Genomic DNA, 21,088 nt, shown 5'->3' with positions numbered 1-21,088 from the left:
CAGTGTTGGGCATTTTGCTTCAATGTTAAAAACATTGTTATTCCGATTGCAAGAGGAGAGAGGATGAAACCGTATCAAACCGCTTTAAAAGCCGCTCTGGCCGCCGTTTTGATGGCTGCGTCCGCATCGAATGCGCTTGCCGCCGACATTACCGTGTCTGCCGCCGCCAGCCTGAGCAATGCGTTTAAAGACATCGCCGCCCAATACGAAAAACAGTATCCGCAAGACAAAATCAAGCTGAACACCGCCGGTTCCGGCACATTGCTTCAGCAAGTGCTGCAAGGCGCGCCGGTGGACGTGCTGGCGTTTGCCGATCAGGAAACCATGGATAAGGCGCAGGCTCAGAATGTGATCGATACCAAAACCCGCCGCAATTTCGCCCTTAATTCTTTGGTGATTGCCGCGCCGAAAGACAGCAAACTGAAAGTGAACACACTGGGCGATTTGGAAAGCGGGCAGTTCGACCGCATTGCCGTCAGCAATCCCGCTAGCGTGCCGGTGGGCCGTTATGCCAAAGCCGCGCTGGAAAAAGCGGGCATCTGGAATGCGCTGCAACCGAAAATCATCAACACCCAGCATGTGCGCCAATCGCTCGATTACGTGGCGCGCGGCGAAGTGGACGCGGGCTTTGTGTACAACACCGATGCCGCGTTGATGAAAGATAAAGTAAAAGTATTGAAAACCGTGCCGACCGAAAAACCGGTTTCTTACCCTATTGCTGTCGCCAAACAAACGGCGGTACGGAAAGAAGCCGAACGTTTCGCGGCGTTTGTACTGTCGCCCAAAGGACAGGCCGTGTTGAACAAATACGGGTTTAAAAAGCCCTAAGCCGTTTTAGGCTTGGTTGGAGGCCGTCTGAAAACCAGCCCGCAGCTTGACAGGCGGAAATGTTTCAGACGGCCTCGTTATGTGATTAAAAGGATTTTCCATAATGGCAGAAGCCGTTACCGTTACGCTGCTGCTTTCTTTGAAAGTAGCGGGGCTGGCGACCTTGCTGAATATCATCCTCGGCACGGCAACCGGGTTCGTGTTGGCGCGTCGGCGTTTTGTCGGCCGCAACGTGCTCGATACCGTGCTGACGCTGCCGATGGTAATGCCGCCGACCGTGCTCGGCTATTATCTGCTGGTGCTGCTCGGGCGCAACAGCGCATTGGGCGGCTGGCTGAAAGATACGTTCGGCATCAATCTGATTTTCACATGGCAGGGCGCGGTGATTGCCGCAACGGTGGTTACGTTTCCGCTGGTGTTCAAACCGGCGAGGGCGGCGTTTGAAGCCGTAAACCCCCAACTCGAACAGGCTGCGCGGGTGCTGGGGCTGGGCAAGTGGGCGGTGTTTTTCCGCGTGAGTCTGCCGTTGGCTTGGCGCGGCATTCTGGCTGGCGTGTTGTTGGCGTTTGCCCGCGCTTTGGGCGAATTCGGCGCGACGTTGATGATTGCCGGCAGCATTCCGGGGCAGACGCAGACTTTGTCGATTGCCGTTTACGAAGCGGTGCAGGCGGGCGACGATGTGCTGGCCAACCGGCTGGTGCTGCTGATTTCGGCGGTGTGCGTGGTGATTTTGCTGGCAGCCGGCCGTTTGGTGCGGGCGAGAGACGGGAGAGACTGATGCTGTTTGATATTGAAATCCGCAAGCGGCTGCCGTCGTTCGATTTGGAGGTGTGCATTCGATCCGACGTGCAAAAATTGGCTTTGGTGGGGGCTTCCGGTTCGGGAAAAAGCCTGACTTTGCAGCTTGTATCGGGGCTGTTGCAGCCGGATGGCGGCCATATCCGCATCGGCAGCCGAACATGGTTCGACAGCAAATCCCGCACCGATATTCCCGCACAAAAGCGCGGTGTAGGGCTGATGTTTCAGGATTACGCGCTGTTTCCGCATTTAACCGTGGCGCAGAACATCGGTTTCGGCTTGCGGCAGGGGTTGTTGAACCCTAAAGGCAGGCCGTCTGAAAAAGTGCGGTATTGGCTTGATTTGTTGCGGCTTTCCCATGTGGCGGGGCATTATCCGCATCAGATTTCAGGCGGCCAGAAGCAGCGTACCGCGCTGGCGCGCGCTTTGATTGTGCAGCCCGAACTGCTGTTGCTGGACGAGCCGTTTTCCGCGCTGGATGCCGACCTGCGCCGCCATACCCGTAGGGAACTGCTGCAATTGCAGGCGCAAAGCGGCGTGCCGATGATTTTGATTACCCATGACTGTGCCGATGCCGAAGTGCTGGCGGATGAAATCTGGCGTATGGACAACGGGCGGGTGGTAAAAGAGCCGGCATAAGCCCGTTTAGTCGACGGCGTTTGCAAAAGGTTTCGATGGGCATGGGTTGGTAAAGGGCCGTCTGAACAGATGTTTTCAGACGGCCTTTGCATGCCCGTTTAATTTTCGGGCTGCGGCACTTTGTGTTGCACGGCATACACGGCGGCCTGTACGCGGCTGGACAGCTCCAGTTTTCGCAAGATGTTCTGAACATGCACTTTGATGGTGGATTCGGCCAAATCCAAACGCCGGGCAATCACTTTGTTGCTGTGGCCGGCGGCAAGATAGCCGAGAATTTCCAGTTCGCGCGGGGTAAGGCTGGCCAGTTCGTTGTTTTTCGGCGACACAGAGGGAGAAATCAACGATTGCACCAAGCGGGCGGTCATTTCGGGGGAAAAAACATTGTCGCCGTCAACCGCTTTGCGGATGCTGTCGAGCAGAAAATCGGCGTTGATGTTTTTCAGCAGAAAGCCGCGCGCACCGATGCGCATGCACTCGGTTAAATCGTCGCTGTCTTCGGAAACGGTAAGCATTACCACGGTTTGCTCGGGGCGGGTGCTGAGGATTTGGGCGAGGGCTTCGCGGCCGTTCATCACAGGCATGTCGAGATCGAGCAATACGATGTCGGGGTTGAGCTGTTCGACCAGCTTGACACCGGATAAGCCGTCGGCCGCTTCGCCGATTACTTCCAAATCTTCTTGGCGCGATAACAGGGCTTTGATACCGCTGCGGAACAAGGTATGGTCGTCGATAAGTATGATTTTGATGGTCATGTGGCTGTTCTCTTGTTTTGTGGCAGTGTTAGTGTAATGCAGGTGCCTTGTTCGGGTTGCGATTGAATATCGAGCGCGGCTTGTATGCGACGGGCGCGTTCGTGCATGATGCCCAAGCCGACATGTTCGCCGGAAAGGTTTTTCAGGCGGTTTGTGTCGAACCCGGTGCCGTTATCGCAAATACTCATGGTGAAGTCTTGTTCGTTGGTAATCTCCAGTTTGACATGCTTGGCTTGGGCGTGTTTGCGGATGTTGGAGAGGCTTTCCTGCAAGATGAAAATCATTTGCAGTTGTTCGTCGTTGCTCAGGGGCAGGCCTTCTCCGCTCCAGTGGATTTCAACGGGAATCTGGGTTTGTTGTTCAAAACGTTTTACCAATGTGCTTACGGCATCGTTGAATTCTTTTTTGGTGATTTTGGTACGGAAGTTGAGTAACAGTTCGCGTACATCATCGTAACATTCCTGTACGCCGTCTTTGATAAAGCGCATATTTTCTTCGATTTGTTCGTGCTCGTCGGCCGCCAGTGCGCTTTCCAGCATCTGTACTTGAAGGTTGAGGAAAGTGAGGGTTTGGGCGATGCTGTCGTGCAGGCCTTGCGCCATCAGGTTGCGTTCCTGCAATACGGCAAGCTGGCGGCTTTCCTGCGCCAAGCGGCTGTTGGCAATGGATACGCCGAGTTGGCCGCACAGGGCTTGTAAAAATTCGGTGTCGGAAGGAGCGAGGGAATGGCCGTCTGAAAAATAGAGTGTGAAGATGCCGAGTTCTTGTTCTTTATAATAAACGGGGAATACGGCCACATCGCTGAAACCGGCGTTTTCACATAAGGTAGGCGGCGATTTCGACGGATGGGTGTCGAAAAAATATACCGGCTTTTCATTGGCTTCGCTGGCTGCCGCCCCGCACAGGCATTCTTCGAGACGTTCGCATTGCTCGGCGGTTTGCAGTTTATCCGGCAGGCCGATACTGGCGGCCAAGTCCATGCGTTTGCGGTCGAAGTCGATCAGCCGCACGCTGCCGGCTTGTGCGGACACTTCGGGCAAGATGCGGGCAAGAAATTTTTCGGCGGCGCGGGAAGGGGTGTGGCTTTGGTGTAAATCGCGGGTGGTTTGGTAAAGTGTTTCCAATTCGCGGTTTTTACGGGCCAGATTTTCGGTTTGCAGGGCAACTTGGCCTTCAAGATCGGTATAGAGCGTTTGCAAATGGGTGCTCATCAGGTTGAAGCCGTTGCCGAGCTGGGCGAATTCGCTCACTTTGCCGGTTTCGACCTGTGTGCCGAATTCGCCGCGCCGTATCGCCTGCACGCCCTCGCGTAAAATGTCGATGGGGCGGATCACCCATAAATAAAGCAGCACAACCATGACGGAAGAACCAACGATAACCAAAATCATCAAGGCCGTCTGAAACAGGCGTAAAAGCTCGGTGTTGCGGGTGTTGACGGTTTCAACGGAGCGCACGAAATTGTTGATAATGTTGACGAATTGAGTCAGTTCGGCGGCGGTGGGGGCTTCGCTGCGCTGTAGGCGGGGTTTGATGCTGTTTTGCCAGTCGTGTTGCATGGCCTGCATGTGCGAATGGATTTCGGGTTCGTCGGGCAGAAACAGCGGGCGGGCGGGATCACCTTTGCGGATGGTGTTAAGCGTATGTTCGAACGATTGGATTTGCTCTTGGATATTTTGCGGCGCGGCATGCTGGGTGAGCATATAGGCCAGCCGGTAAGTGCGCATCCGCAGGCTGCCGGCATCGTTAATGGCTGCTCCCGCGCCTTCTAGCCGCCAAGACAATACCAAAGTGAAGGCAATCGAAAATAAAGCCGCTCCCACCCAAACGCAGGTTAGCAGTTTCAATCGGGCGGAAAGGCTGAGGCCGTCGGACGGCGCAGGTAACATTTTCATTTGTAAGATAAATCATTGGAACTACTACTAAAGTATCATTTTATAGGGTTATATACAATCCTCCTAAAGGCTGAGGAGGGATTCGCCGAACGGTGCTGGGTTTTGGGGTAAAATTCTGCCACTATTCATTCAAATTTAGAGAAACCGTTTTTCAGACGGCCTGAACCGATATGATTACTATCTTATATTTCGGTGTGTTGAAGCAGCATCTGAACACAACTCGGGAGCAAATCGACTGGCAGGGAGGCACAGGCCGCACACTGCTGGCTTGTTTGCAGGCACGCGGCAGCGAATGGGAAAACGCGTTGGCGCAGGACAAAATTTTCCGCTTGGTGATTGATAAAAAAATCAGCGGCTGGGATGATGAAATTCCCGACGGAGCCGAAGTCGGCCTGTTGCCGCCTGTAACGGGGGGCTGAACCATGCAGCCGGTAATCCGCATTCAAACCGCCGATTTCAATCTGCAAAACGAATACCGGGCATTGCTGCAACAAGGCGGCAATATCGGCGCGGTAACGGGATTTGTCGGGCTGGTGCGCGACCGCGATACCGACATGCCGCTTGCTAGTCTCTTCCTCGAACATTATCCCGAAGTAACCGAAAACGAAATCGCCCGTATCGTTCAGACGGCCTCGCAACGTTGGCCGCTGACCGCCTGCACGATTATCCACCGCGTAGGCACATTGGCGGCGGACGAACAAATCGTGCTGGTGCTGGTTGCTTCCGAGCACCGCAAAGCAGCCTTCGCCGCCGCCGAGTTTATGATGGACTATCTCAAAACCGAAGCGCCGTTTTGGAAGAAAGAAATCTTTTCAGACGGCCTCGAAAGATGGGTGGAAGCCAAACAAAGCGATCGGGTCGCCGCCTTGCAATGGGAGGAGCGCCGATGAACGTAGGCGTACTCATTATGGCGGGCGGAGAAGGCAACCGCATGGGCGGGCAGGATAAAGGCATGGTAATGTGGAAAAACAAAGCCTTCATCGACCATGTAATCGACCGTATCGGCCCGCAAGTTAGCCACATCGCCATCAGTGCCAACCGTAATCTGGAAGAGTATGCCAAGCGCAGCACGCATGTTTTTCCCGATGCCCGCCAATGGCAGGGTTTGGGGCCGCTGGCCGCGTTGTGTACGGCCGCCAACGATATCCAACTGGCCAAAACCGATTGGCTGCTGATCGTGCCGTGCGACAGCTTGAACCTGCCTCACAATCTGGTGGAAACCTTTTTAAACGCCGCCCGCAAATCGCCGGTGGCCAGCGCGTTTTACGCCCAAACCGGCGCGCAGCCGCATTACAGCATCATGTTTATCCGCCCGCAGCTTTTGCAGAGCACGGTAGCCTATCTCTACACCGGCATGCGTACCCTGCGCGGCTGGTTGCAGCAGCAGCGTGCCCGTCCGGTGCCGTTTGCCTCCGAAGCCGAATTCGTTAATTACAACTCCCCGCAAGATATGGAGAACACGCCATGTTAGATTTCGAGATTGCCCGCCGCCGGTTGCTTGACACCCATCCATGCACGCTCGGCTGCGTCAACTTAACACTGGCGGAGGCGGCCAACCGCATATTGGCGGCATCACTGCCGGCCAAATATCCCAGCCCGATGTTTGATAACAGCGCGATGGACGGCTATGCCGTTTGTGATCCGGAAGGCCGTCTGAAAAACTTTACCGTCGTCAGCCGCATCCAAGCGGGCGAGATAGCTGCCGCACCGTTGCAGGTGGGAGAAGCCGTCCGCATTTTCACTGGCGCGCCGCTGCCCGAAAATACCACCGCCGTCGTGCCGCAGGAGCAAACCGAAACCGACGGCGAAGCCTTGCATGTTAGCGCCGATATCGAACCCGGCCAGCATATGCGCTTAAAAGCCGAAGAAATCGAAGTAGGGCAGGAATTGCTCGAAAAAGGCAGCAAACTCAATGCCGCCGCGCTCGGTTTGGCGGCATCGCAAGGTTATGAGCGTGTGCCTGTGTTTGAAAAACTGAAAGTAATCGTATTTTCCAGCGGCAACGAAATCACCGAACCGGGTATACCTTTGGCCGAAGGAAAAATCTACGATGCCAACCGCTACCAACTGATTGCATGGCTGCAAACCCGCGGTGCACAAGTGATGGACGGCGGTATTCTGCCCGATGATTTGGCCCGCACCGAAACGGCCTTGAGCTACGCCGCCAAAAAATTCGACGTTATCGTAACCAGCGGCGGTGCTTCGGTGGGAGAAGCCGATTATTTGAAGCAAGCGATTGAGAACATCGGTTCGCTCACCACCCATACGTTGGCCATCAAGCCCGGCAAACCGTTTGCATGGGGGTATATCGGGCCGGCAAAAGTGTTCGTTCTGCCGGGCAATCCCGTGGCCGCTTTTGTAACCGCCCATATGCTGTTGTTGCCGGTGTTGAATTCTTTAATGGGTAAAAAACACCGCAATTTAAGTTTGCCGAAAGTAACTGCCAAAGCCGCATTTGATACCCGTAAAGCCATCAAACGCCGCGAATTTTTGCGTGTTGCCACAGAGATCAACGAAAAAGGCGAAACCATTGCCAAACTGCTGCCGAACCAAGGGTCGGCTATGCTCAGCACATGTGCCGTAGCCGATGCTTTGTGTGAAGTGCCCGCCGGTACGGTGGTGCGGGAAGGCGATACGGTTACGCTGTATCTGCTGCCCGGCTAGCAAAGAGTATGGAGGCCGTCTGAAAAGGTTTTTCAGACGGCCTTTGTGTATAATGCACGGGTTAGAAAACCAACCACGGAAACATTATGCAAACCGAAGTCGAACTGAAAATCTTAAACCCCAAAATGGCAGACATGTTGCCCGCCTATGCAACGCCGGGTTCCGCAGGGTTGGATTTGCGTGCCTGTATTGATTCCGCCGTTACCCTCAAGCCGGGCGATACCTTTCTGGCACCTACCGGAATCGCCATCCATTTGGCCAACCCCGCCTATGCGGCCGTACTGCTGCCGCGCTCGGGGTTGGGGCACAAACACGGCATCGTGCTCGGAAATCTGGTCGGGTTGATTGATTCGGACTATCAAGGCGAATTGAAAGTGTCGCTATGGAACCGCGGAAAAGAAGCGTTTACCATCGAACCGATGGAGCGCATAGCCCAAATGGTTATCGTGCCGGTAATGCAGGCGGCATTTAAAATCGTTGAAGAATTCGATGTCAGCGAGCGCGGCGAAGGCGGTTTCGGCAGCACGGGCAAGTCCTAACAATGTCGGGCACTTTTGAAAAAACAACTCATTGATTATTGATTTAAGAGTTATTACAAAAGCAATGTTTGAGTAAAGGTTGCAATTTGTGCGAACTTTTGAAGAGACGCAACTATCTTAGTTAACAGTTGCTTTCGGATTAATGTTGGAAAGTTTGCATATTATTACTGAAAAATATTTGGTAAAAATATCCATTCGGGGCTACAATCGGCACCTATTTCTACCGAAATATTCTAAAACCATAATAACGGAGTTAAAAAACAATGACAGCTAAAGGACAAATGTTACAAGATCCTTTTTTGAACGCCTTGCGTAAAGAGCATGTGCCTGTTTCTATCTATCTTGTAAACGGCATTAAATTACAGGGGCAAGTTGAATCATTCGATCAATATGTTGTGTTGTTGCGCAACACATCGGTTACACAAATGGTTTACAAACACGCCATTTCGACCATTGTTCCGGCCCGCGCCGTAAGCCTGCAACATGAAAACAAACAGCCCGCAGCCGCGGCACCCATGCAGGTGGAAACCACACAACCTGCCGAATAAACGGTAGAATTTAAGATACCTTACCATGTTTTGGTAAGGTATTTTTTATCGTGCCGGCTCAAATAAAAGCTCCGGCTTTTTCGGTTTGTGATTTCCCCATGCTGTTGAAAAACATCCTCCCTTTTACCCATTATCTGCTCCGCGGGAAAATCCGTGATGGAGATACCGTACTCGACGGTACGGCAGGCAATGGGCACGACACGCTTTTATTGGCACAGTGTGTCGGCAAAGAAGGGAAGGTATGGGCGTTTGACGTGCAGCAGCAAGCCTTGGATGCCACGGCAAGCCGTCTGAAAGAGGCGGGGGTGCGTGAGCGGGTAAATCTCGTATTAAGCGGGCACGAAACGCTTGTAGATTATGTGTGCGGGCCATTATCCGCCGCCGTATTCAATTTCGGATGGCTGCCGAACAGTGATAAAAATTGTACCACACAAACCGATACCAGCATCCGTGCGCTTCAGGCTGCGCTGGATTTATTGCAAAACGGCGGTTTGCTGTTGGCCGTACTTTATCCCGGACATGAAGAAGGGCGGCACGAAGCAGACGCGATAGAACATTGGGCGGCGGAATTGCTGCAACACCGGTTTGCCGCGTTGAAATACGGCTTTGTTAACCGCCGCAACCGACCGCCTTATCTTTTGGCTGTGGAAAAGCTGTGTGAATAATCAAGGTTCGGGTAAAATACGCGGTATCAAACCATATTGTTAACTATAAAGAAACCGCTCACCATGCAATATCTGATCGTCAAACACAGCCACATCACTTTTGTAGCCATCACCATCCTGCTATTCAACCTGCGTTTTTGGATGCGTTGTGCCAAACCTGAAAACCCTCTGCCCAAATTGTTGAAAATCATTCCGCATTTCAATGACACTTTATTGCTGTTTACCGGTTTGTGGCTGATGAAGATCACCCACTTTACTCCGTTTGGCAATGCCGATTGGCTGGGAGTGAAAATTTTAATTTTATTGGCTTACATCGGTTTGGGCATGATGACGGTAAAAGCCCGGCCGCGCACGCCTAAAGCCAATTTTGGTTACGTTTTATCCATGGCGTGCATCGTATCCATAATCTATCTTGCCCATTACAAACCTTTCTAAGGCCGTCTGAAAATGCCGACGCATACCTTAAAAACAGCCGTTATCGCTTTGGGCAGCAACTTGCAAAACCCCGCAGGGCAAGTGGAAGCGGCCTTGAAAGCGATTGCCGCACACGATCAGATTGAACTGCAACAAGCCTCTTCACTTTACATAACCGCCCCAATAGGCTATGCCGACCAGCCCGATTTTGTAAATGCAGTCTGTATAGTGGCGACAACTTTGAGCGGTAAAGATTTATTGGCGGTGTTAAACGGCATCGAACAGGCATTCGGGCGTAAACGCAGTTTTCGTAACGCTCCCCGTACGCTTGATTTGGATATTATTGATTACAATGGTGAATTTAGCGAAGATCCGCATTTAACCCTCCCGCATCCGCGTGCGCATGAGCGCGGGTTTGTTATGTGTCCGCTGGCTGAAATTTCTCCCGACTATGTTATCGGCAACTACGGTACGGCAAAAGAATTGGCCGTAAGAACAGGTAGTGCCGACATACGTATTTTGAAAAACGATCAGACACAAAAGGCCGTCTGAAAATACATCTGCAAGCATTTAAAACAGGAAAACTCACTAAATGAATTATCGTTATATTGTTGTAGAAGGTTCAATCGGCAGCGGCAAATCCGAACTTAGCCGTCGTTTGGCGCAATACTTCGATGCTCTGCATCTGACGGAAAGCCCGGAACGTAACCCTTTTCTGGAGCAGTTTTACCTGAATGCCGCCCACCACGGTTTAGCAACCGAATTGTATTTTCTGATGCGCCGTGCCGAAGCAGTGGAGATGATTAATACTGAAGAAGAAAAAAACGAGCGTATCATCGCCGATTTCCTGCTTGAAAAAGACCAGATTTTTGTACCGGTTGTATTGAAAGGCAGCGATCAGGGCAACGAACAAACATTGTTTTGGCAAATGAAACGCAAAATCATGCCGGAGTATCCCGTGCCCGATTTGGTGATTTATCTGCAAACTTCCGATGAGAGTGCACAAAAACGCTTGCAAAAACGCCACGACGGCATGTTGAATCTGTTTCCTGCGGGTTATTTGGGCCAAATCCAAGACGAGTACCGCCGTTTCTTCCATCTGTACCAAAATTCACCGCTGCTGATTGCCAATGCCGATGAAATGGATTTCATCAATAATGACGACCATTTTGAAATGCTGCTGCGGGCAATGAGCAATATGCAGGGCAGCCGCCACTATCTGAATTTAAGTGAAGGGTAGGGCACCGGATAGCTGATAAACCGAATAATTTATAGTATTGAAACCTGACCATCAGATGGGATTGCCAATATTTTAAGAATTGTCGGGTTTTGCGGTTACGATGAAATACATAAGCACTAAAGCTCACTTAGACCATGCGGAAAGGCCGTCTGAAAACTTAATTGTTATGCCTATTAAGTTTCAGACGGCCTATTGGCTATTTGTTGGATAGAGTGAATCAAGAGTCGATATTCTTGCGCCACAAAACCAATAATTTGCCGATATGTTGTACCAGCTGTGCATCTACCGCTTCGCACAATGCCCCGCAAATGGCAATACGTTCGGCACGATCATCGCCTGCTACACGCACTTTGATCAATTCGTGGGCGGTTAAGGCGGCATCGGTTTCTTTGATGACCGATTCGGTTAAACCGTGTTGGCCGATCATAACCACCGGGTTTAAATGATGGGCGCGTGCTTTAAGCTCCAAGATTTCTTTAGTGTTGAGTTCTTCAGTCATTTTTACTGTTTCGGTGAAAGAATAAATAAACACGTATTGTACGCGAACCGCCGACTTTCAGGGAAAATATAGAACGGATAGGCCGTCTGAAACGGGGTGTCGATTTCAAATTCTGTCGATGATAACGTACAATATATTTTTTTATTTTTTCGGAAAATTTATGTCTGTCCGCTCCAAATCTTCTAAGGCTTGGCTGAACGAACATGTGAATGACCACTATGTTCACATGGCGCAAAAAGACGGTTATCGTGCAAGGGCCGCTTACAAACTTTTGGAAATCAACGAAAAGGACAAGTTGATAAAACCCGGAACGGTATTGGCCGATCTGGGAAGCGCACCGGGTAGTTGGTCGCAAGTGGCTGCCAAGCTGGTTGGGAAATCGGGTCAGGTTTTTGCCTTGGATATTCTGCCGATGGATGATATAGAAGGCGTGTCGTTTATTCAGGGCGACTTTCGCGAAGACTGTGTGCTGGCCGAATTTGAATCATTACTCAAAAACCGCCCGTTGGATCTTGTAATTTGCGACATGGCACCCAATATGTCGGGCAACGCCGTGACGGATCAGGCACGCAGTTTTTATTTAAGTGAGCTGGCTTTGGATTTTGCCGTTAACCATTTGAAAAAAGGCGGTAATTTTCTGGTTAAAGTATTTCAGGGCGCAGGCTATCAGGAATACATGGTTGCTATGCGGGAAGCATTTTCTGCCGTGCAAACCCGTAAACCGGAAGCTTCACGCAATCGCTCCAGTGAGATTTATTTATTAGGAAAAAATAAACGCTGACAATGCGGGTGGCCTGATTTACAATTCGTTTTTCATTTTGACCCTTATATGGAGCCTGTTTCAGTGGGGAATATTTTCAAAAATCTTTTGGTTTGGCTGATATTGGGTGTTTGCCTGATGGCCGCATTCAATGCCATCAGCGACAAACAAGAAAGTAAGCAGCAGATTGAATATTCACAATTTATTGAGCAAGTGAACAAAGGCGAAATTGCCAGCGTTAATATTGAAGGCTCGGTTGTGAGCGGCTATCTGATTAAAGGCGAACGTGCCGATAAGAGCCAGTTTTTTACCAACGCTCCGTTAGACGACAAGCTCGTGCAAACGCTTCTGGAGAAAAAAGTACGCGTTAAAGTAACGCCGGAAGAAAAGCCTAGCATGTTGACCAGTCTGTTTTTCAGCTTGCTGCCGGTAATGTTGTTGATTGGTGCGTGGTTCTATTTCATGCGCATGCAAGCGGGCGGCGGCGGTAAGGGGGGCGCTTTTTCATTCGGCAAAAGCCGCGCCAAACTGTTGGATAAAGACACCAATAAGGTAACCTTTGCAGATGTTGCCGGTTGTGACGAAGCCAAAGAAGAAGTTCAGGAAATCGTCGATTACCTTAGAGCACCCAACCGTTATCAAAGCCTGGGTGGACGTGTTCCGCGCGGTATTCTGCTGGCGGGCAGCCCCGGTACCGGTAAAACCTTGCTGGCCAAAGCCATTGCGGGTGAAGCTCAAGTACCGTTTTTCAGCATTTCAGGTTCCGACTTCGTAGAAATGTTTGTCGGTGTTGGTGCCAGCCGCGTGCGCGATATGTTTGAACAGGCTAAGAAAAATGCACCTTGCATCATCTTTATTGATGAAATTGATGCCGTAGGCCGACAGCGTGGAGCAGGTTTGGGCGGCGGTAACGACGAACGCGAGCAAACCTTGAACCAATTGCTGGTTGAAATGGATGGTTTTGAAAGCAATCAAACCGTGATTGTTATTGCTGCTACCAACCGTCCTGATGTACTTGATCCGGCATTGCAACGTCCCGGACGTTTCGACCGCCAAGTAGTGGTGCCTTTGCCCGATATCCGCGGTCGCGAACAAATTTTGAAAGTGCATGCGAAAAAAGTGCCATTAGATGAATCGGTAGATTTGGTTTCTTTGGCACGCGGTACGCCGGGCTTTTCCGGTGCCGATTTGGCGAACTTGGTAAACGAAGCCGCTTTGTTTGCAGGCCGTCGCAATAAGGTTAAAGTGGATCAAAGCGATTTTGAAGATGCTAAAGACAAAATCTACATGGGTCCGGAACGCCGCTCTATGGTGATGCACGAGGATGAAAAACGTGCGACAGCCTATCATGAAGCAGGCCATGCTATTGTGGCTGAAAGTTTGGACTTTACCGATCCCGTACATAAAGTAACCATCATGCCGCGCGGACGTGCGCTAGGATTAACTTGGCAATTGCCTGAGCGCGATCGTCTCAGCATGTATAAAGACCAAATGTTGAGCCAGATTTCGATTTTGTACGGCGGTCGTATTGCCGAAGACCTCTTTGTCGGCCGTATTTCTACCGGTGCTTCCAATGACTTTGAACGCGCAACACAGATTGCCCGTGAAATGGTAACGCGTTTTGGTATGAGCGATAAAATGGGTGCAATGGTGTATGCGGAGAATGAAGGCGAAGTATTCTTAGGTCGTTCGATTACCCGTTCGCAACACATTTCCGAAAAAACCCAGCAGGAAGTAGATGCCGAAGTGCGCCGTATTCTGGATGAGCAATATGCAGTGGCATATAAAATCTTGGATGAAAATCGCGACAAGATGGAAACCATGTGTAAAGCTCTGATGGAATGGGAAACCATCGACCGTGATCAGGTGTTGGAAATCATGGAAGGCAAGCAACCCAGCCCGCCTAAAGATTACAGCTACAATATCCGTAAGGACGAAGAAGTGGTTCCTGTTCGGAAGGAAGAAGTTTTGGGAATTGATCATGCAAATTCTGAAACTACTGAGAATCTCGAAGTCTCTACTTCTGACAATGTTGTTGAAGATAAACGGAATGATGCTCAAACCATTGCTGCTGAAGAAACACGCAGCAATACAAATGATAAAGTTTGATGGTTTGAATAGATAGAAAAACGGCAACCGGTTTTAACCGGTTGCCGTTTTCCATAGCGTAAGACTTTATTTAAAAGCTCCAGCTTTGCAATTTTTATAACAATGGTAATGGAATCGGTTCGGGATTTGTTTGTATTGTCTGTGAGCCATTGTTTCCGGTTATAAGGGTTCCGTTATAAATACAGTTTTTCGGTACGGATAGTGCATCATATGAAGGTAAGTGAGTGGCGAGCATTTTGCAAACAAAAGTATAAAGCTCCAGATTTATTTCTTATATGCTTTACCTACCACATCAATATTTCAAAATAAAAGGCCGTCTGAAAACTTTGAGAGGAAGCCTGCATCATGTTTTCAGACGGCCTTTAGAGGGAAAGATCAAGGAGTTTTATACTGCTTATTCCCACTCAATCGTGGCAGGCGGTTTGCCGCTTACGTCGTACACCACGCGGTTGATGCCGCGTACTTCGTTGATGATGCGGTTGGACACTTTGCCCAGCAGCGAATAAGGCAGTTCGGCCCAATGTGCGGTCATGAAGTCGCTGGTTACGACGGCACGCAACGCAACCACATATTCGTAAGTGCGACCGTCGCCCATCACACCGACAGATTTTACCGGCAGGAACACGGCAAATGCTTGGCTGGTGAGGTCGTACCATGAAGTGCCGTTTTCATCAAAAGAGTTACGCAATTCTTGGATGAAAATATCGTCGGCACGGCGTAGGAGGTCTGCGTATTCTTTTTTCACTTCGCCGAGAATGCGCACGCCCAAGCCGGGGCCGGGGAAGGGGTGGCGGTACACCATTTCGCGCGGCAGGCCGAGTGCCACACCGAGTTCGCGCACTTCGTCTTTAAACAGGTCACGCAGCGGTTCGAGCAGCTTCAGGTTGAGGGTTTCGGGCAGGCCGCCTACGTTGTGGTGGCTCTTGATAGCGTGGGCTTTTTTGGTTTTGGCACCGGCGCTTTCGATCACGTCGGGGTAAATCGTGCCTTGTGCCAGCCATTTGGCGTTTTGGCGTTTGCCGGCTTCGGTTTGGAACACTTCTACGAATTCGGCGCCGATGATTTTGCGTTTCTGTTCGGGGTCGGTCACGCCGGCGAGTTTGCCCATGAAATCGTCGGTGGCATCCACGTGAATCACGTTGACGCCCAAGTTGCGGGCGAACATGTCCATTACCATTTGACCTTCGTTCAGGCGTAGCAGGCCGTGGTCAACGAACACGCAGGTGAGTTGGTCGCCGATGGCGCGGTGGATCAAGGCGGCGGCCACGGAAGAATCCACGCCGCCGGACAAGCCGAGAATCACTTCGTCGCTGCCGACTTGCTCGCGGATTTTGGCCACGGCTTCATCGATGTAATTGGGCATGGTCCAGCTGGGTTGCGCACCGCAGATGTCGAGCACGAAGCGGTTGAGCAAGGCGCGGCCTTGTTTGGTGTGGGTGACTTCGGGGTGGAATTGGATGCCGTAGAATTGTTTTTCGGCGAGCTCCATCATGGCAACGGGGCAGTTTGGCGTATCGCCGATGATGCAGAAGCCTTCGGGCAGCTTGGATACTTTGTCGCCGTGGCTCATCCATACGTCGAGTGTGTTGGGTTGGCCGTCTGAAAGACCACGGGTAAGTTCGCTGTCGATGGTTTTGACTTGGGCGTAACCGAATTCGCGTTGGTCGCCGGGCGACACTTCGCCGCCGAGATGGTGCGCCATAAACTGCATGCCGTAGCAGATGCCGAGCACGGGAATGCCTAAATCGAACAAACCGGTATCAGCCTGATAATCGGAGTTGTAAACGGAATTGGGGCCGCCTGAAAGAATAATGCCTTTGGGATTAAAGGCTTTAATATCTTCCAAAGGCATATCGTAAGAGTGCAGTTCGCAATACACATGAGCTTCGCGCACGCGGCGGGCGATAAGTTGGGTAACTTGCGAGCCGAAGTCGAGAATGAGGATTTTGTCTTGAATCATGGTGGCTTCTTCGGGTTGGGATGTGTTAAATGCGGACGGCGGGGAATAAAATGAGGCCGTCTGAAAAGTCTGATATTGTACCATTTTTCAGACGGCCTGAAGAGATTCCGTATAAAAGGATAGGCTTATTTGTCGAGCAGTTTGTCGTGCTTGTAGGGTACTATGTTGCTGCGGGAAAGAAGCAGTAGGCAGCCCAGTATCATCATGCCCAAAGCAATCAACGGCGAGTAGCCGAGCAAGTATTGGCTTTTCAGATAAACGGCTGCTCCGATGTAAATCAGCAACGGGCCGGATACGATAGATTGTTTGTTGATGCCGTCTATAATCAGCACGACGACACCGGCAATTGCCAATGCACCGGCGATTAATGTGGTGGTGGCTGGTAGGATACCGGTTGTTTTTAAGAACCAAACGGCACCGGCGATAATGAGGAATAAAGGTAAAGCAAGTGATGATTGGGGCATGGCGGTTTTCCGAAAAGTTTCAGACGGCCTGCATTGTATAAATGGCGGGCCGTCTGAAAAAGATTTGGATAGAATTCTTGCGTGTTTTTACTCAAATGGTGCAAGGGCCTGTTGTAAGAGTGTTCGGTACGGCTGAAATGTTATGCCGGTTTGAGCAATCTGCTAGGGAAAAGCGGCTTCAAATGTTGAAACCGATTATCCTGCGTTTTTCATCAAGCGCTGTTTTTCGCGTTTCCAGTCGGCTTCTTTTATGCTTTGGCGTTTGTCGTGTTGTTTCTTACCTTTGGCCAAGCCGATGTCCATTTTGATTTTTCCGCGATGATAGTGCATATTTAAGGGCACGATGGTGTAACCTGCCCGCTCCGTTTTTCCAATGAGCTTGTTTATTTCCGATTGTTTCAGTAGGAGTTTGCGTTGGCGGACGGGATCGGGTTTCACGTGGGTGGATGCGGTGGGCAGGGCGGTAATATGGCAGCCGACCAGATAGAAAGCATCTTTTTTCCAATGGATATAGCTTTCCTTCAACTGCACGCGGCCGGCACGGATGGCTTTGACTTCCCAGCCTTCCAACACCAAACCGGCTTCGATCTGGTCTTCAATAAAGTAATCGTGAAACGCTTTTTTATTATTGGCTATGCTCATGGTGGATATCGCTTAAATGTTTTTCAGACGGCCTCGGTATTTTAACAGAGGCCGTCTGAACAATCAGAATGATTTGACGCAGGTGAAGCGCGACAGTTCTTGGCCGTTGTCGGTTATTGTTTCCGCAAACATACCGGCGGGGCGTACCCATAATCCGAAGTCGCCGTATAAAGCGCGGTATACAACCATTTTTTCTTCGGTTTCGGAATGCTGCGCGGTGCCGATCACTTCGTATAGATTACCTTTGTAATGGCGGTAGATGCCGGGTTTAATCGTGGTCATGGCGGATGTGGCGGCGGTAGTATCGGTCGATATTGTGTATGGCTTGGGTGTCTTCAGGTTTGAGAGTATGCTTCAAACTGTTGAGCTTGATCAGAATAATGTCTTCCTGCTCGGCAACGGTACAGCTTACTTCTCCGGTGGAGCGGAAAAAAACCATTAATTCGTCGAGTTGTTGTAAAGCACGTTGGTAGTCGGGATTCATAGGCCGTCTGAAAAAACGAATGGCAGGTTAAAAACCCGCCATAGTTTGGTTATTGCAGCCGGAAAAAACCGGTTCAATCAAATTAAGCAGCCTGAATGTTGGCGGCTTGCTTGCCTTTAGGGCCGGTAGTAACTTCGAAAGAAACGCGTTGGCCTTCTTTCAATGTTTTGAAACCTTCCATGTTGATTGCAGAGAAGTGGGCGAACAAATCTTCACCACCTTCGTCCGGAGTAATAAAACCAAAACCTTTAGCGTCGTTAAACCATTTAACAATACCGGTTGCCATTGCACTTCCTATACTAAAAATAACAAAAAAATAACGAAAACAGCAAATATAGGCAAAGCGGACAACTTAAAAGTTTTGAGTTTCTCCAAACCATTATGCTTTATGCCGGGATGCCAAGCTCTGCTTAGGAAGGCTTTTTACCTATGTTAAGGAGTGTAGTCAAGTAGTGTTTGGGAAAAAAGCCGAAATTTATTAAAATAACGCAAAAAACAACATAAACCATATTTAAAATACCTGTAAAAATTAATATGAGCAAAGTTAATATCAAGCATAAAATTGAAAATGAAACCGTTAAGGAAAACATTCCTCCGCCTAAAAAAATCGGTGTGTTTTTATTGAATGACGACTACACCACGATGGATTTTGTGGTGCAGGTGTTGACCGAAATTTTCATGTTGCCGCAAGATAAAGCGGTAGCGGTTATGTTGCTGGTTCATCATGAGGGTAAAGGATTGTGCGGTATTTATACGCGCGATATTGCTTATACCAAACAACAGCAGGTGATGCAGTGGGCGAAGGCCGAGGGACATCCGCTGCAATGTATTATTGAGGAGGTTTAAATTAAATGATTTCCACCGAACTTGAGCAGATTTTTCAGTATATTTATACACATGCGCGGGAGAAAAAACATGAGTTAATCAGTTTGGAACATTTATTGCTGGCGCTTATCGAGCACAGTCAGGATGTGCGCAATGTATTGGAGCAATGCGGGGTAGACAGCGATATTTTGTCGCGTCAACTCGAGGAAAGTATTGAAGAAAATACACCTGAATTGCCGCAGCACCTGTTTGATCGAACCGAAACGCAACCTACCATTGGTTTCCAGCGTGTCGTGCAGCGGGCCATCATGCATGTACAGTCGGCCGATAAAAAGGAAGTATATCCGCTCGATATATTGGTTGCCTTGATGAGCGAGAGCGAAAGCCATGCCGTATATTTCCTGCAATTGCAGTCAGTAAGCCGTTACGATGTTTTGCGTTGCTTGGCTTACGGTACGGCATCTGAAAACCATCATGAAGATGGCAACGATTATTCGGACGATGGTTCTGCATCTTCAGAAAACAGTGATGCTTTGGACAACTATACCGTCAACCTGAATGCCGAAGTGAAAGCAGGGCGTATTGATCCTTTGATTGGCCGCAAGCATGAAATGGAGCGTTTGGTACAAGTATTGTGCCGCCGACGCAAAAACAATCCGATTTTAGTTGGAGAAGCCGGCGTAGGTAAAACAGCATTGGCTGAAGGATTAGCGTATCAGATTGTAAACGGCAGCGTGCCGGAAACTTTGGGTGGTGCAACGGTGTTTTCGCTGGATATGGGTTCCTTGTTGGCAGGAACTAAATATCGCGGTGATTTTGAGGCACGGGTAAAGGCCGTCTTAAAACAGCTTGCCCAGATTCCGAACGCTATTTTGTTTGTGGATGAAATTCATACTATTATCGGAGCAGGCAGTGTTTCAGGAGGAACGATGGATGCTTCGAATCTGTTTAAACCTGCTTTGGCCAAAGGTCAGTTGCGCTGTATCGGTGCCACTACTTACGACGAATACCGCACCATTTTCGATAAAGACCACGCCCTGAGCCGCCGTTTTCAAAAAATCGACATTGTCGAACCCAGCGTTGCTGAAACCGTGCAGATTTTGCGCGGCCTGAAACCGATGTTTGAAAGTTTCCATCAGGTGCGCTATACCGGTGGGGCATTGGAAGCGGCTGCCGAGCTTTCGGCCCGCTATATCAACGACCGCTTTCTGCCTGATAAAGCAATCGATGTGATGGATGAAGCAGGAGCCGCACAGCGGATTCTGCCAAAGTCCAAACAGAAAAAAGTAATTGGTAAGGCACAAATTGAGGCGGTAGTGGCAAATGTGGCGCGTATTCCGGAAAAAACCGTTTCGCATGATGACAGACAGGTGCTGCAATATTTGGGTCGTAATCTGAAAAACATGGTATTCGGGCAGGATAATGCCATTGATGCGTTGGTGGCGGCCGTAAAAATGGCACGTTCGGGTTTGGGGCAGCCTGAAAAACCCATCGGCAGTTTTCTGTTTTCCGGTCCGACCGGTGTCGGTAAAACCGAAGTGGCCAAGCAGCTTGCTTTTTCGCTCGGTGTGCCGTTGCAGCGTTTCGATATGTCCGAATATATGGAACGTCATGCGGTATCGCGCTTGATCGGTTCCCCGCCGGGATATGTCGGTTTCGAACAGGGCGGTTTATTGACCGAGGCCATCAGCAAGCAGCCGTTCTGCGTATTGTTGTTGGACGAAATCGAAAAAGCGCACCCCGATATTTTCAATGTACTGTTGCAGGTGATGGATTACGGCAGACTCACCGACAATAACGGTAAAAGCGCCGATTTCCGCAATGTAATCATTATCATGACTACCAATGCCGGTGCGGAAAGTTTGAGTAAGCCCGGAGTGGGATTTACACCGAAGCGTGAACGCGGCGATGAAATGCAGGCCATCAACAAACAGTTTTCTCCCGAATTCCGCAACCGCTTGGATGCCGTGATTTCTTTTGCTCCTTTGGATGAAGCCGTGATTGTCAAAGTGGTGGACAAATTCCTGCTCCAGCTTGAACAGCAATTGCTTGATAAAAAAGTGGAAGTTGAATTTACTCCTGCATTGCGTCAATATTTGGCGAAAAAAGGTTTTGATCCGCAAATGGGTGCCCGCCCGATGAACAGGCTGATTCAAGACAAAATCCGTAAAGCTCTGGCTGATGAGTTGCTGTTTGGAAAACTTGCAGACGGTGGATTTGTTAGGATAGACTGGCATATGGAAAAAGAAGAAGCCGTTTTAAGTTTTAAAAGGCCTTCCGAGAGTAAGAAAACAGTGGAAGTAGCTGTTTGATTGTTTTTTGGAGAGAGGCCGTCTGAAAATAAGTTTTCAGACGGCCTACGCTTA

At 50.0% G+C, this 21,088-nt stretch carries 26 protein-coding genes; 17 read left to right on the top strand and 9 right to left on the bottom strand.

Annotation, left to right across the window (positions count from 1 at the left end; translation table 11 throughout):
• Nucleotides 1-63 precede the first annotated feature (63 nt).
• From modA to EL216_RS03235, 3 genes are all read left to right on the top strand, one after another.
• Complete coding sequence (gene modA, locus EL216_RS03245; RefSeq protein WP_085390409.1) at nucleotides 64-828, top strand: molybdate ABC transporter substrate-binding protein; 765 nt, start codon at nucleotides 64-66, stop codon at nucleotides 826-828.
• 103 nt (nucleotides 829-931) lie between these two features.
• On the top strand, nucleotides 932-1,606 hold the full coding sequence (gene modB / locus EL216_RS03240) for a molybdate ABC transporter permease subunit (protein WP_085390410.1): 675 nt from the start codon (nucleotides 932-934) through the stop codon (nucleotides 1,604-1,606).
• The gene (locus tag EL216_RS03235; RefSeq protein WP_085390411.1) at nucleotides 1,606-2,265 is read left to right on the top strand and encodes an ABC transporter ATP-binding protein; all 660 of its coding nucleotides are present in this window, start codon (nucleotides 1,606-1,608) and stop codon (nucleotides 2,263-2,265) included. Before modB ends, EL216_RS03235 begins: the two co-directional genes overlap by 1 nt.
• A 98-nt stretch (nucleotides 2,266-2,363) precedes the next feature.
• On the opposite strand, the gene EL216_RS03230 is transcribed toward EL216_RS03235, so the two are convergent.
• Both EL216_RS03230 and EL216_RS03225 read right to left on the bottom strand, forming a co-directional pair.
• Nucleotides 2,364-3,017: a response regulator gene (locus tag EL216_RS03230; protein WP_085390412.1), complete on the bottom strand. Its 654-nt coding sequence runs from the start codon at nucleotides 3,015-3,017 to the stop codon at nucleotides 2,364-2,366.
• Entirely contained in the window at nucleotides 3,014-4,909 is a 1,896-nt protein-coding gene (locus EL216_RS03225) for a type IV pili methyl-accepting chemotaxis transducer N-terminal domain-containing protein (protein WP_085390413.1), read from the bottom strand. The genes EL216_RS03230 and EL216_RS03225 overlap by 4 nt, the downstream gene beginning before the upstream one ends.
• Before the next feature lie 170 nt (nucleotides 4,910-5,079).
• Between EL216_RS03225 and EL216_RS03220 the strand changes: the two genes are divergently transcribed.
• The 10 genes from EL216_RS03220 (at nucleotide 5,080) to EL216_RS03175 (ending at nucleotide 10,979) form a co-directional block, all read left to right on the top strand.
• Nucleotides 5,080-5,328 carry a MoaD/ThiS family protein gene (locus EL216_RS03220; protein WP_085390414.1) on the top strand — a complete coding sequence of 83 codons (249 nt, stop codon included), beginning with the start codon at nucleotides 5,080-5,082 and terminating at the stop codon, nucleotides 5,326-5,328.
• A 3-nt stretch (nucleotides 5,329-5,331) separates the two neighbouring features.
• Nucleotides 5,332-5,799 carry a molybdenum cofactor biosynthesis protein MoaE gene (locus EL216_RS03215; RefSeq protein ID WP_085390415.1) on the top strand — a complete coding sequence of 156 codons (468 nt, stop codon included), beginning with the start codon at nucleotides 5,332-5,334 and terminating at the stop codon, nucleotides 5,797-5,799.
• Nucleotides 5,796-6,380: a molybdenum cofactor guanylyltransferase MobA gene (mobA, locus tag EL216_RS03210; RefSeq protein WP_085390416.1), complete on the top strand. Its 585-nt coding sequence runs from the start codon at nucleotides 5,796-5,798 to the stop codon at nucleotides 6,378-6,380. Before EL216_RS03215 ends, mobA begins: the two co-directional genes overlap by 4 nt.
• Entirely contained in the window at nucleotides 6,374-7,573 is a 1,200-nt protein-coding gene (locus EL216_RS03205) for a molybdopterin molybdotransferase MoeA (protein ID WP_085390417.1), read from the top strand. Before mobA ends, EL216_RS03205 begins: the two co-directional genes overlap by 7 nt.
• 86 nt (nucleotides 7,574-7,659) lie before the next feature.
• Nucleotides 7,660-8,112 carry a dUTP diphosphatase gene (gene dut / locus EL216_RS03200; protein WP_085390418.1) on the top strand — a complete coding sequence of 151 codons (453 nt, stop codon included), beginning with the start codon at nucleotides 7,660-7,662 and terminating at the stop codon, nucleotides 8,110-8,112.
• Between the two features lie 263 nt (nucleotides 8,113-8,375).
• A complete protein-coding gene (gene hfq, locus EL216_RS03195) occupies nucleotides 8,376-8,660 on the top strand; it encodes an RNA chaperone Hfq (RefSeq protein WP_085390419.1) in 285 nt (94 codons plus the stop codon).
• Nucleotides 8,661-8,758: 98 nt separating this feature from the next.
• Entirely contained in the window at nucleotides 8,759-9,325 is a 567-nt protein-coding gene (locus tag EL216_RS03190) for a class I SAM-dependent methyltransferase (RefSeq protein WP_085390420.1), read from the top strand.
• 63 nt (nucleotides 9,326-9,388) lie between these two features.
• On the top strand, nucleotides 9,389-9,760 hold the full coding sequence (locus EL216_RS03185) for a SirB2 family protein (RefSeq protein WP_085390421.1): 372 nt from the start codon (nucleotides 9,389-9,391) through the stop codon (nucleotides 9,758-9,760).
• Between the two features lie 12 nt (nucleotides 9,761-9,772).
• Complete coding sequence (folK, locus tag EL216_RS03180; protein WP_085390422.1) at nucleotides 9,773-10,291, top strand: 2-amino-4-hydroxy-6-hydroxymethyldihydropteridine diphosphokinase; 519 nt, start codon at nucleotides 9,773-9,775, stop codon at nucleotides 10,289-10,291.
• Nucleotides 10,292-10,331: 40 nt separating this feature from the next.
• On the top strand, nucleotides 10,332-10,979 hold the full coding sequence (locus tag EL216_RS03175; protein WP_085390423.1) for a deoxynucleoside kinase: 648 nt from the start codon (nucleotides 10,332-10,334) through the stop codon (nucleotides 10,977-10,979).
• A gap of 217 nt (nucleotides 10,980-11,196) precedes the next feature.
• On the opposite strand, the gene yhbY is transcribed toward EL216_RS03175, so the two are convergent.
• On the bottom strand, nucleotides 11,197-11,478 hold the full coding sequence (gene yhbY, locus EL216_RS03170) for a ribosome assembly RNA-binding protein YhbY (protein ID WP_085390523.1): 282 nt from the start codon (nucleotides 11,476-11,478) through the stop codon (nucleotides 11,197-11,199).
• A gap of 160 nt (nucleotides 11,479-11,638) precedes the next feature.
• Between yhbY and EL216_RS03165 the strand changes: the two genes are divergently transcribed.
• Nucleotides 11,639-12,259 (top strand): RlmE family RNA methyltransferase, encoded by a 621-nt coding sequence (locus tag EL216_RS03165; RefSeq protein ID WP_085390424.1) that lies wholly within the window; start codon nucleotides 11,639-11,641, stop codon nucleotides 12,257-12,259.
• Nucleotides 12,260-12,322: 63 nt separating this feature from the next.
• A complete protein-coding gene (ftsH, locus tag EL216_RS03160) occupies nucleotides 12,323-14,347 on the top strand; it encodes an ATP-dependent zinc metalloprotease FtsH (protein WP_085390525.1) in 2,025 nt (674 codons plus the stop codon).
• Nucleotides 14,348-14,741: 394 nt separating this feature from the next.
• Here the strand turns inward: ftsH and guaA are convergent, their stop codons facing one another.
• From guaA to EL216_RS03130, 6 genes are all read right to left on the bottom strand, one after another.
• Nucleotides 14,742-16,307: a glutamine-hydrolyzing GMP synthase gene (gene guaA / locus EL216_RS03155; protein WP_085390527.1), complete on the bottom strand. Its 1,566-nt coding sequence runs from the start codon at nucleotides 16,305-16,307 to the stop codon at nucleotides 14,742-14,744.
• A gap of 125 nt (nucleotides 16,308-16,432) precedes the next feature.
• On the bottom strand, nucleotides 16,433-16,771 hold the full coding sequence (locus tag EL216_RS03150; RefSeq protein WP_085390425.1) for a hypothetical protein: 339 nt from the start codon (nucleotides 16,769-16,771) through the stop codon (nucleotides 16,433-16,435).
• A 195-nt stretch (nucleotides 16,772-16,966) separates the two neighbouring features.
• Nucleotides 16,967-17,413 carry an SsrA-binding protein SmpB gene (gene smpB, locus EL216_RS03145; RefSeq protein WP_085390426.1) on the bottom strand — a complete coding sequence of 149 codons (447 nt, stop codon included), beginning with the start codon at nucleotides 17,411-17,413 and terminating at the stop codon, nucleotides 16,967-16,969.
• A 63-nt stretch (nucleotides 17,414-17,476) separates the two neighbouring features.
• On the bottom strand, nucleotides 17,477-17,695 hold the full coding sequence (locus EL216_RS03140; RefSeq protein WP_085390427.1) for a DUF1653 domain-containing protein: 219 nt from the start codon (nucleotides 17,693-17,695) through the stop codon (nucleotides 17,477-17,479).
• Entirely contained in the window at nucleotides 17,682-17,897 is a 216-nt protein-coding gene (locus EL216_RS03135; protein WP_085390428.1) for a branched-chain amino acid ABC transporter, read from the bottom strand. Before EL216_RS03135 ends, EL216_RS03140 begins: the two co-directional genes overlap by 14 nt.
• Nucleotides 17,898-17,979: 82 nt before the next feature.
• A complete protein-coding gene (locus tag EL216_RS03130) occupies nucleotides 17,980-18,183 on the bottom strand; it encodes a cold-shock protein (RefSeq protein WP_085390429.1) in 204 nt (67 codons plus the stop codon).
• Nucleotides 18,184-18,431: 248 nt separating this feature from the next.
• Here EL216_RS03130 and clpS point away from each other — a divergent pair, with 248 nt between their 5' ends.
• Both clpS and clpA read left to right on the top strand, forming a co-directional pair.
• A complete protein-coding gene (gene clpS, locus EL216_RS03125; protein ID WP_085390430.1) occupies nucleotides 18,432-18,743 on the top strand; it encodes an ATP-dependent Clp protease adapter ClpS in 312 nt (103 codons plus the stop codon).
• A gap of 5 nt (nucleotides 18,744-18,748) precedes the next feature.
• Nucleotides 18,749-21,034 (top strand): ATP-dependent Clp protease ATP-binding subunit ClpA, encoded by a 2,286-nt coding sequence (gene clpA / locus EL216_RS03120; RefSeq protein WP_085390431.1) that lies wholly within the window; start codon nucleotides 18,749-18,751, stop codon nucleotides 21,032-21,034.
• Nucleotides 21,035-21,088 lie beyond the last annotated feature (54 nt).

The organism is Neisseria animaloris (genome assembly GCF_900637855.1).
In the GTDB taxonomy this organism is placed as follows: domain Bacteria; phylum Pseudomonadota; class Gammaproteobacteria; order Burkholderiales; family Neisseriaceae; genus Neisseria; species Neisseria animaloris.
This window is presented reverse-complemented; position numbering and strand designations above follow the sequence as displayed.

What these genes read in the sequence shown, in the direction of transcription:
- EL216_RS03135 (WP_085390428.1), bottom strand. Translation starts at nt 17,897, where the DNA reads ATGAATCCCGACTACCAACGTGCTTTACAACAACTCGACGAATTAATG.
- EL216_RS03175 (WP_085390423.1), top strand. Translation starts at nt 10,332, where the DNA reads ATGAATTATCGTTATATTGTTGTAGAAGGTTCAATCGGCAGCGGCAAA.
- yhbY (WP_085390523.1), bottom strand. Translation starts at nt 11,478, where the DNA reads ATGACTGAAGAACTCAACACTAAAGAAATCTTGGAGCTTAAAGCACGC.
- clpA (WP_085390431.1), top strand. Translation starts at nt 18,749, where the DNA reads ATGATTTCCACCGAACTTGAGCAGATTTTTCAGTATATTTATACACAT.
- EL216_RS03230 (WP_085390412.1), bottom strand. Translation starts at nt 3,017, where the DNA reads ATGACCATCAAAATCATACTTATCGACGACCATACCTTGTTCCGCAGC.
- clpS (WP_085390430.1), top strand. Translation starts at nt 18,432, where the DNA reads ATGAGCAAAGTTAATATCAAGCATAAAATTGAAAATGAAACCGTTAAG.
- modA (WP_085390409.1), top strand. Translation starts at nt 64, where the DNA reads ATGAAACCGTATCAAACCGCTTTAAAAGCCGCTCTGGCCGCCGTTTTG.
- hfq (WP_085390419.1), top strand. Translation starts at nt 8,376, where the DNA reads ATGACAGCTAAAGGACAAATGTTACAAGATCCTTTTTTGAACGCCTTG.
- EL216_RS03185 (WP_085390421.1), top strand. Translation starts at nt 9,389, where the DNA reads ATGCAATATCTGATCGTCAAACACAGCCACATCACTTTTGTAGCCATC.
- EL216_RS03150 (WP_085390425.1), bottom strand. Translation starts at nt 16,771, where the DNA reads ATGCCCCAATCATCACTTGCTTTACCTTTATTCCTCATTATCGCCGGT.
- smpB (WP_085390426.1), bottom strand. Translation starts at nt 17,413, where the DNA reads ATGAGCATAGCCAATAATAAAAAAGCGTTTCACGATTACTTTATTGAA.
- EL216_RS03140 (WP_085390427.1), bottom strand. Translation starts at nt 17,695, where the DNA reads ATGACCACGATTAAACCCGGCATCTACCGCCATTACAAAGGTAATCTA.
- dut (WP_085390418.1), top strand. Translation starts at nt 7,660, where the DNA reads ATGCAAACCGAAGTCGAACTGAAAATCTTAAACCCCAAAATGGCAGAC.
- EL216_RS03235 (WP_085390411.1), top strand. Translation starts at nt 1,606, where the DNA reads ATGCTGTTTGATATTGAAATCCGCAAGCGGCTGCCGTCGTTCGATTTG.
- modB (WP_085390410.1), top strand. Translation starts at nt 932, where the DNA reads ATGGCAGAAGCCGTTACCGTTACGCTGCTGCTTTCTTTGAAAGTAGCG.
- EL216_RS03130 (WP_085390429.1), bottom strand. Translation starts at nt 18,183, where the DNA reads ATGGCAACCGGTATTGTTAAATGGTTTAACGACGCTAAAGGTTTTGGT.
- EL216_RS03190 (WP_085390420.1), top strand. Translation starts at nt 8,759, where the DNA reads ATGCTGTTGAAAAACATCCTCCCTTTTACCCATTATCTGCTCCGCGGG.
- guaA (WP_085390527.1), bottom strand. Translation starts at nt 16,307, where the DNA reads ATGATTCAAGACAAAATCCTCATTCTCGACTTCGGCTCGCAAGTTACC.
- EL216_RS03220 (WP_085390414.1), top strand. Translation starts at nt 5,080, where the DNA reads ATGATTACTATCTTATATTTCGGTGTGTTGAAGCAGCATCTGAACACA.
- EL216_RS03215 (WP_085390415.1), top strand. Translation starts at nt 5,332, where the DNA reads ATGCAGCCGGTAATCCGCATTCAAACCGCCGATTTCAATCTGCAAAAC.
- EL216_RS03205 (WP_085390417.1), top strand. Translation starts at nt 6,374, where the DNA reads ATGTTAGATTTCGAGATTGCCCGCCGCCGGTTGCTTGACACCCATCCA.
- mobA (WP_085390416.1), top strand. Translation starts at nt 5,796, where the DNA reads ATGAACGTAGGCGTACTCATTATGGCGGGCGGAGAAGGCAACCGCATG.
- EL216_RS03225 (WP_085390413.1), bottom strand. Translation starts at nt 4,909, where the DNA reads ATGAAAATGTTACCTGCGCCGTCCGACGGCCTCAGCCTTTCCGCCCGA.
- EL216_RS03165 (WP_085390424.1), top strand. Translation starts at nt 11,639, where the DNA reads ATGTCTGTCCGCTCCAAATCTTCTAAGGCTTGGCTGAACGAACATGTG.
- folK (WP_085390422.1), top strand. Translation starts at nt 9,773, where the DNA reads ATGCCGACGCATACCTTAAAAACAGCCGTTATCGCTTTGGGCAGCAAC.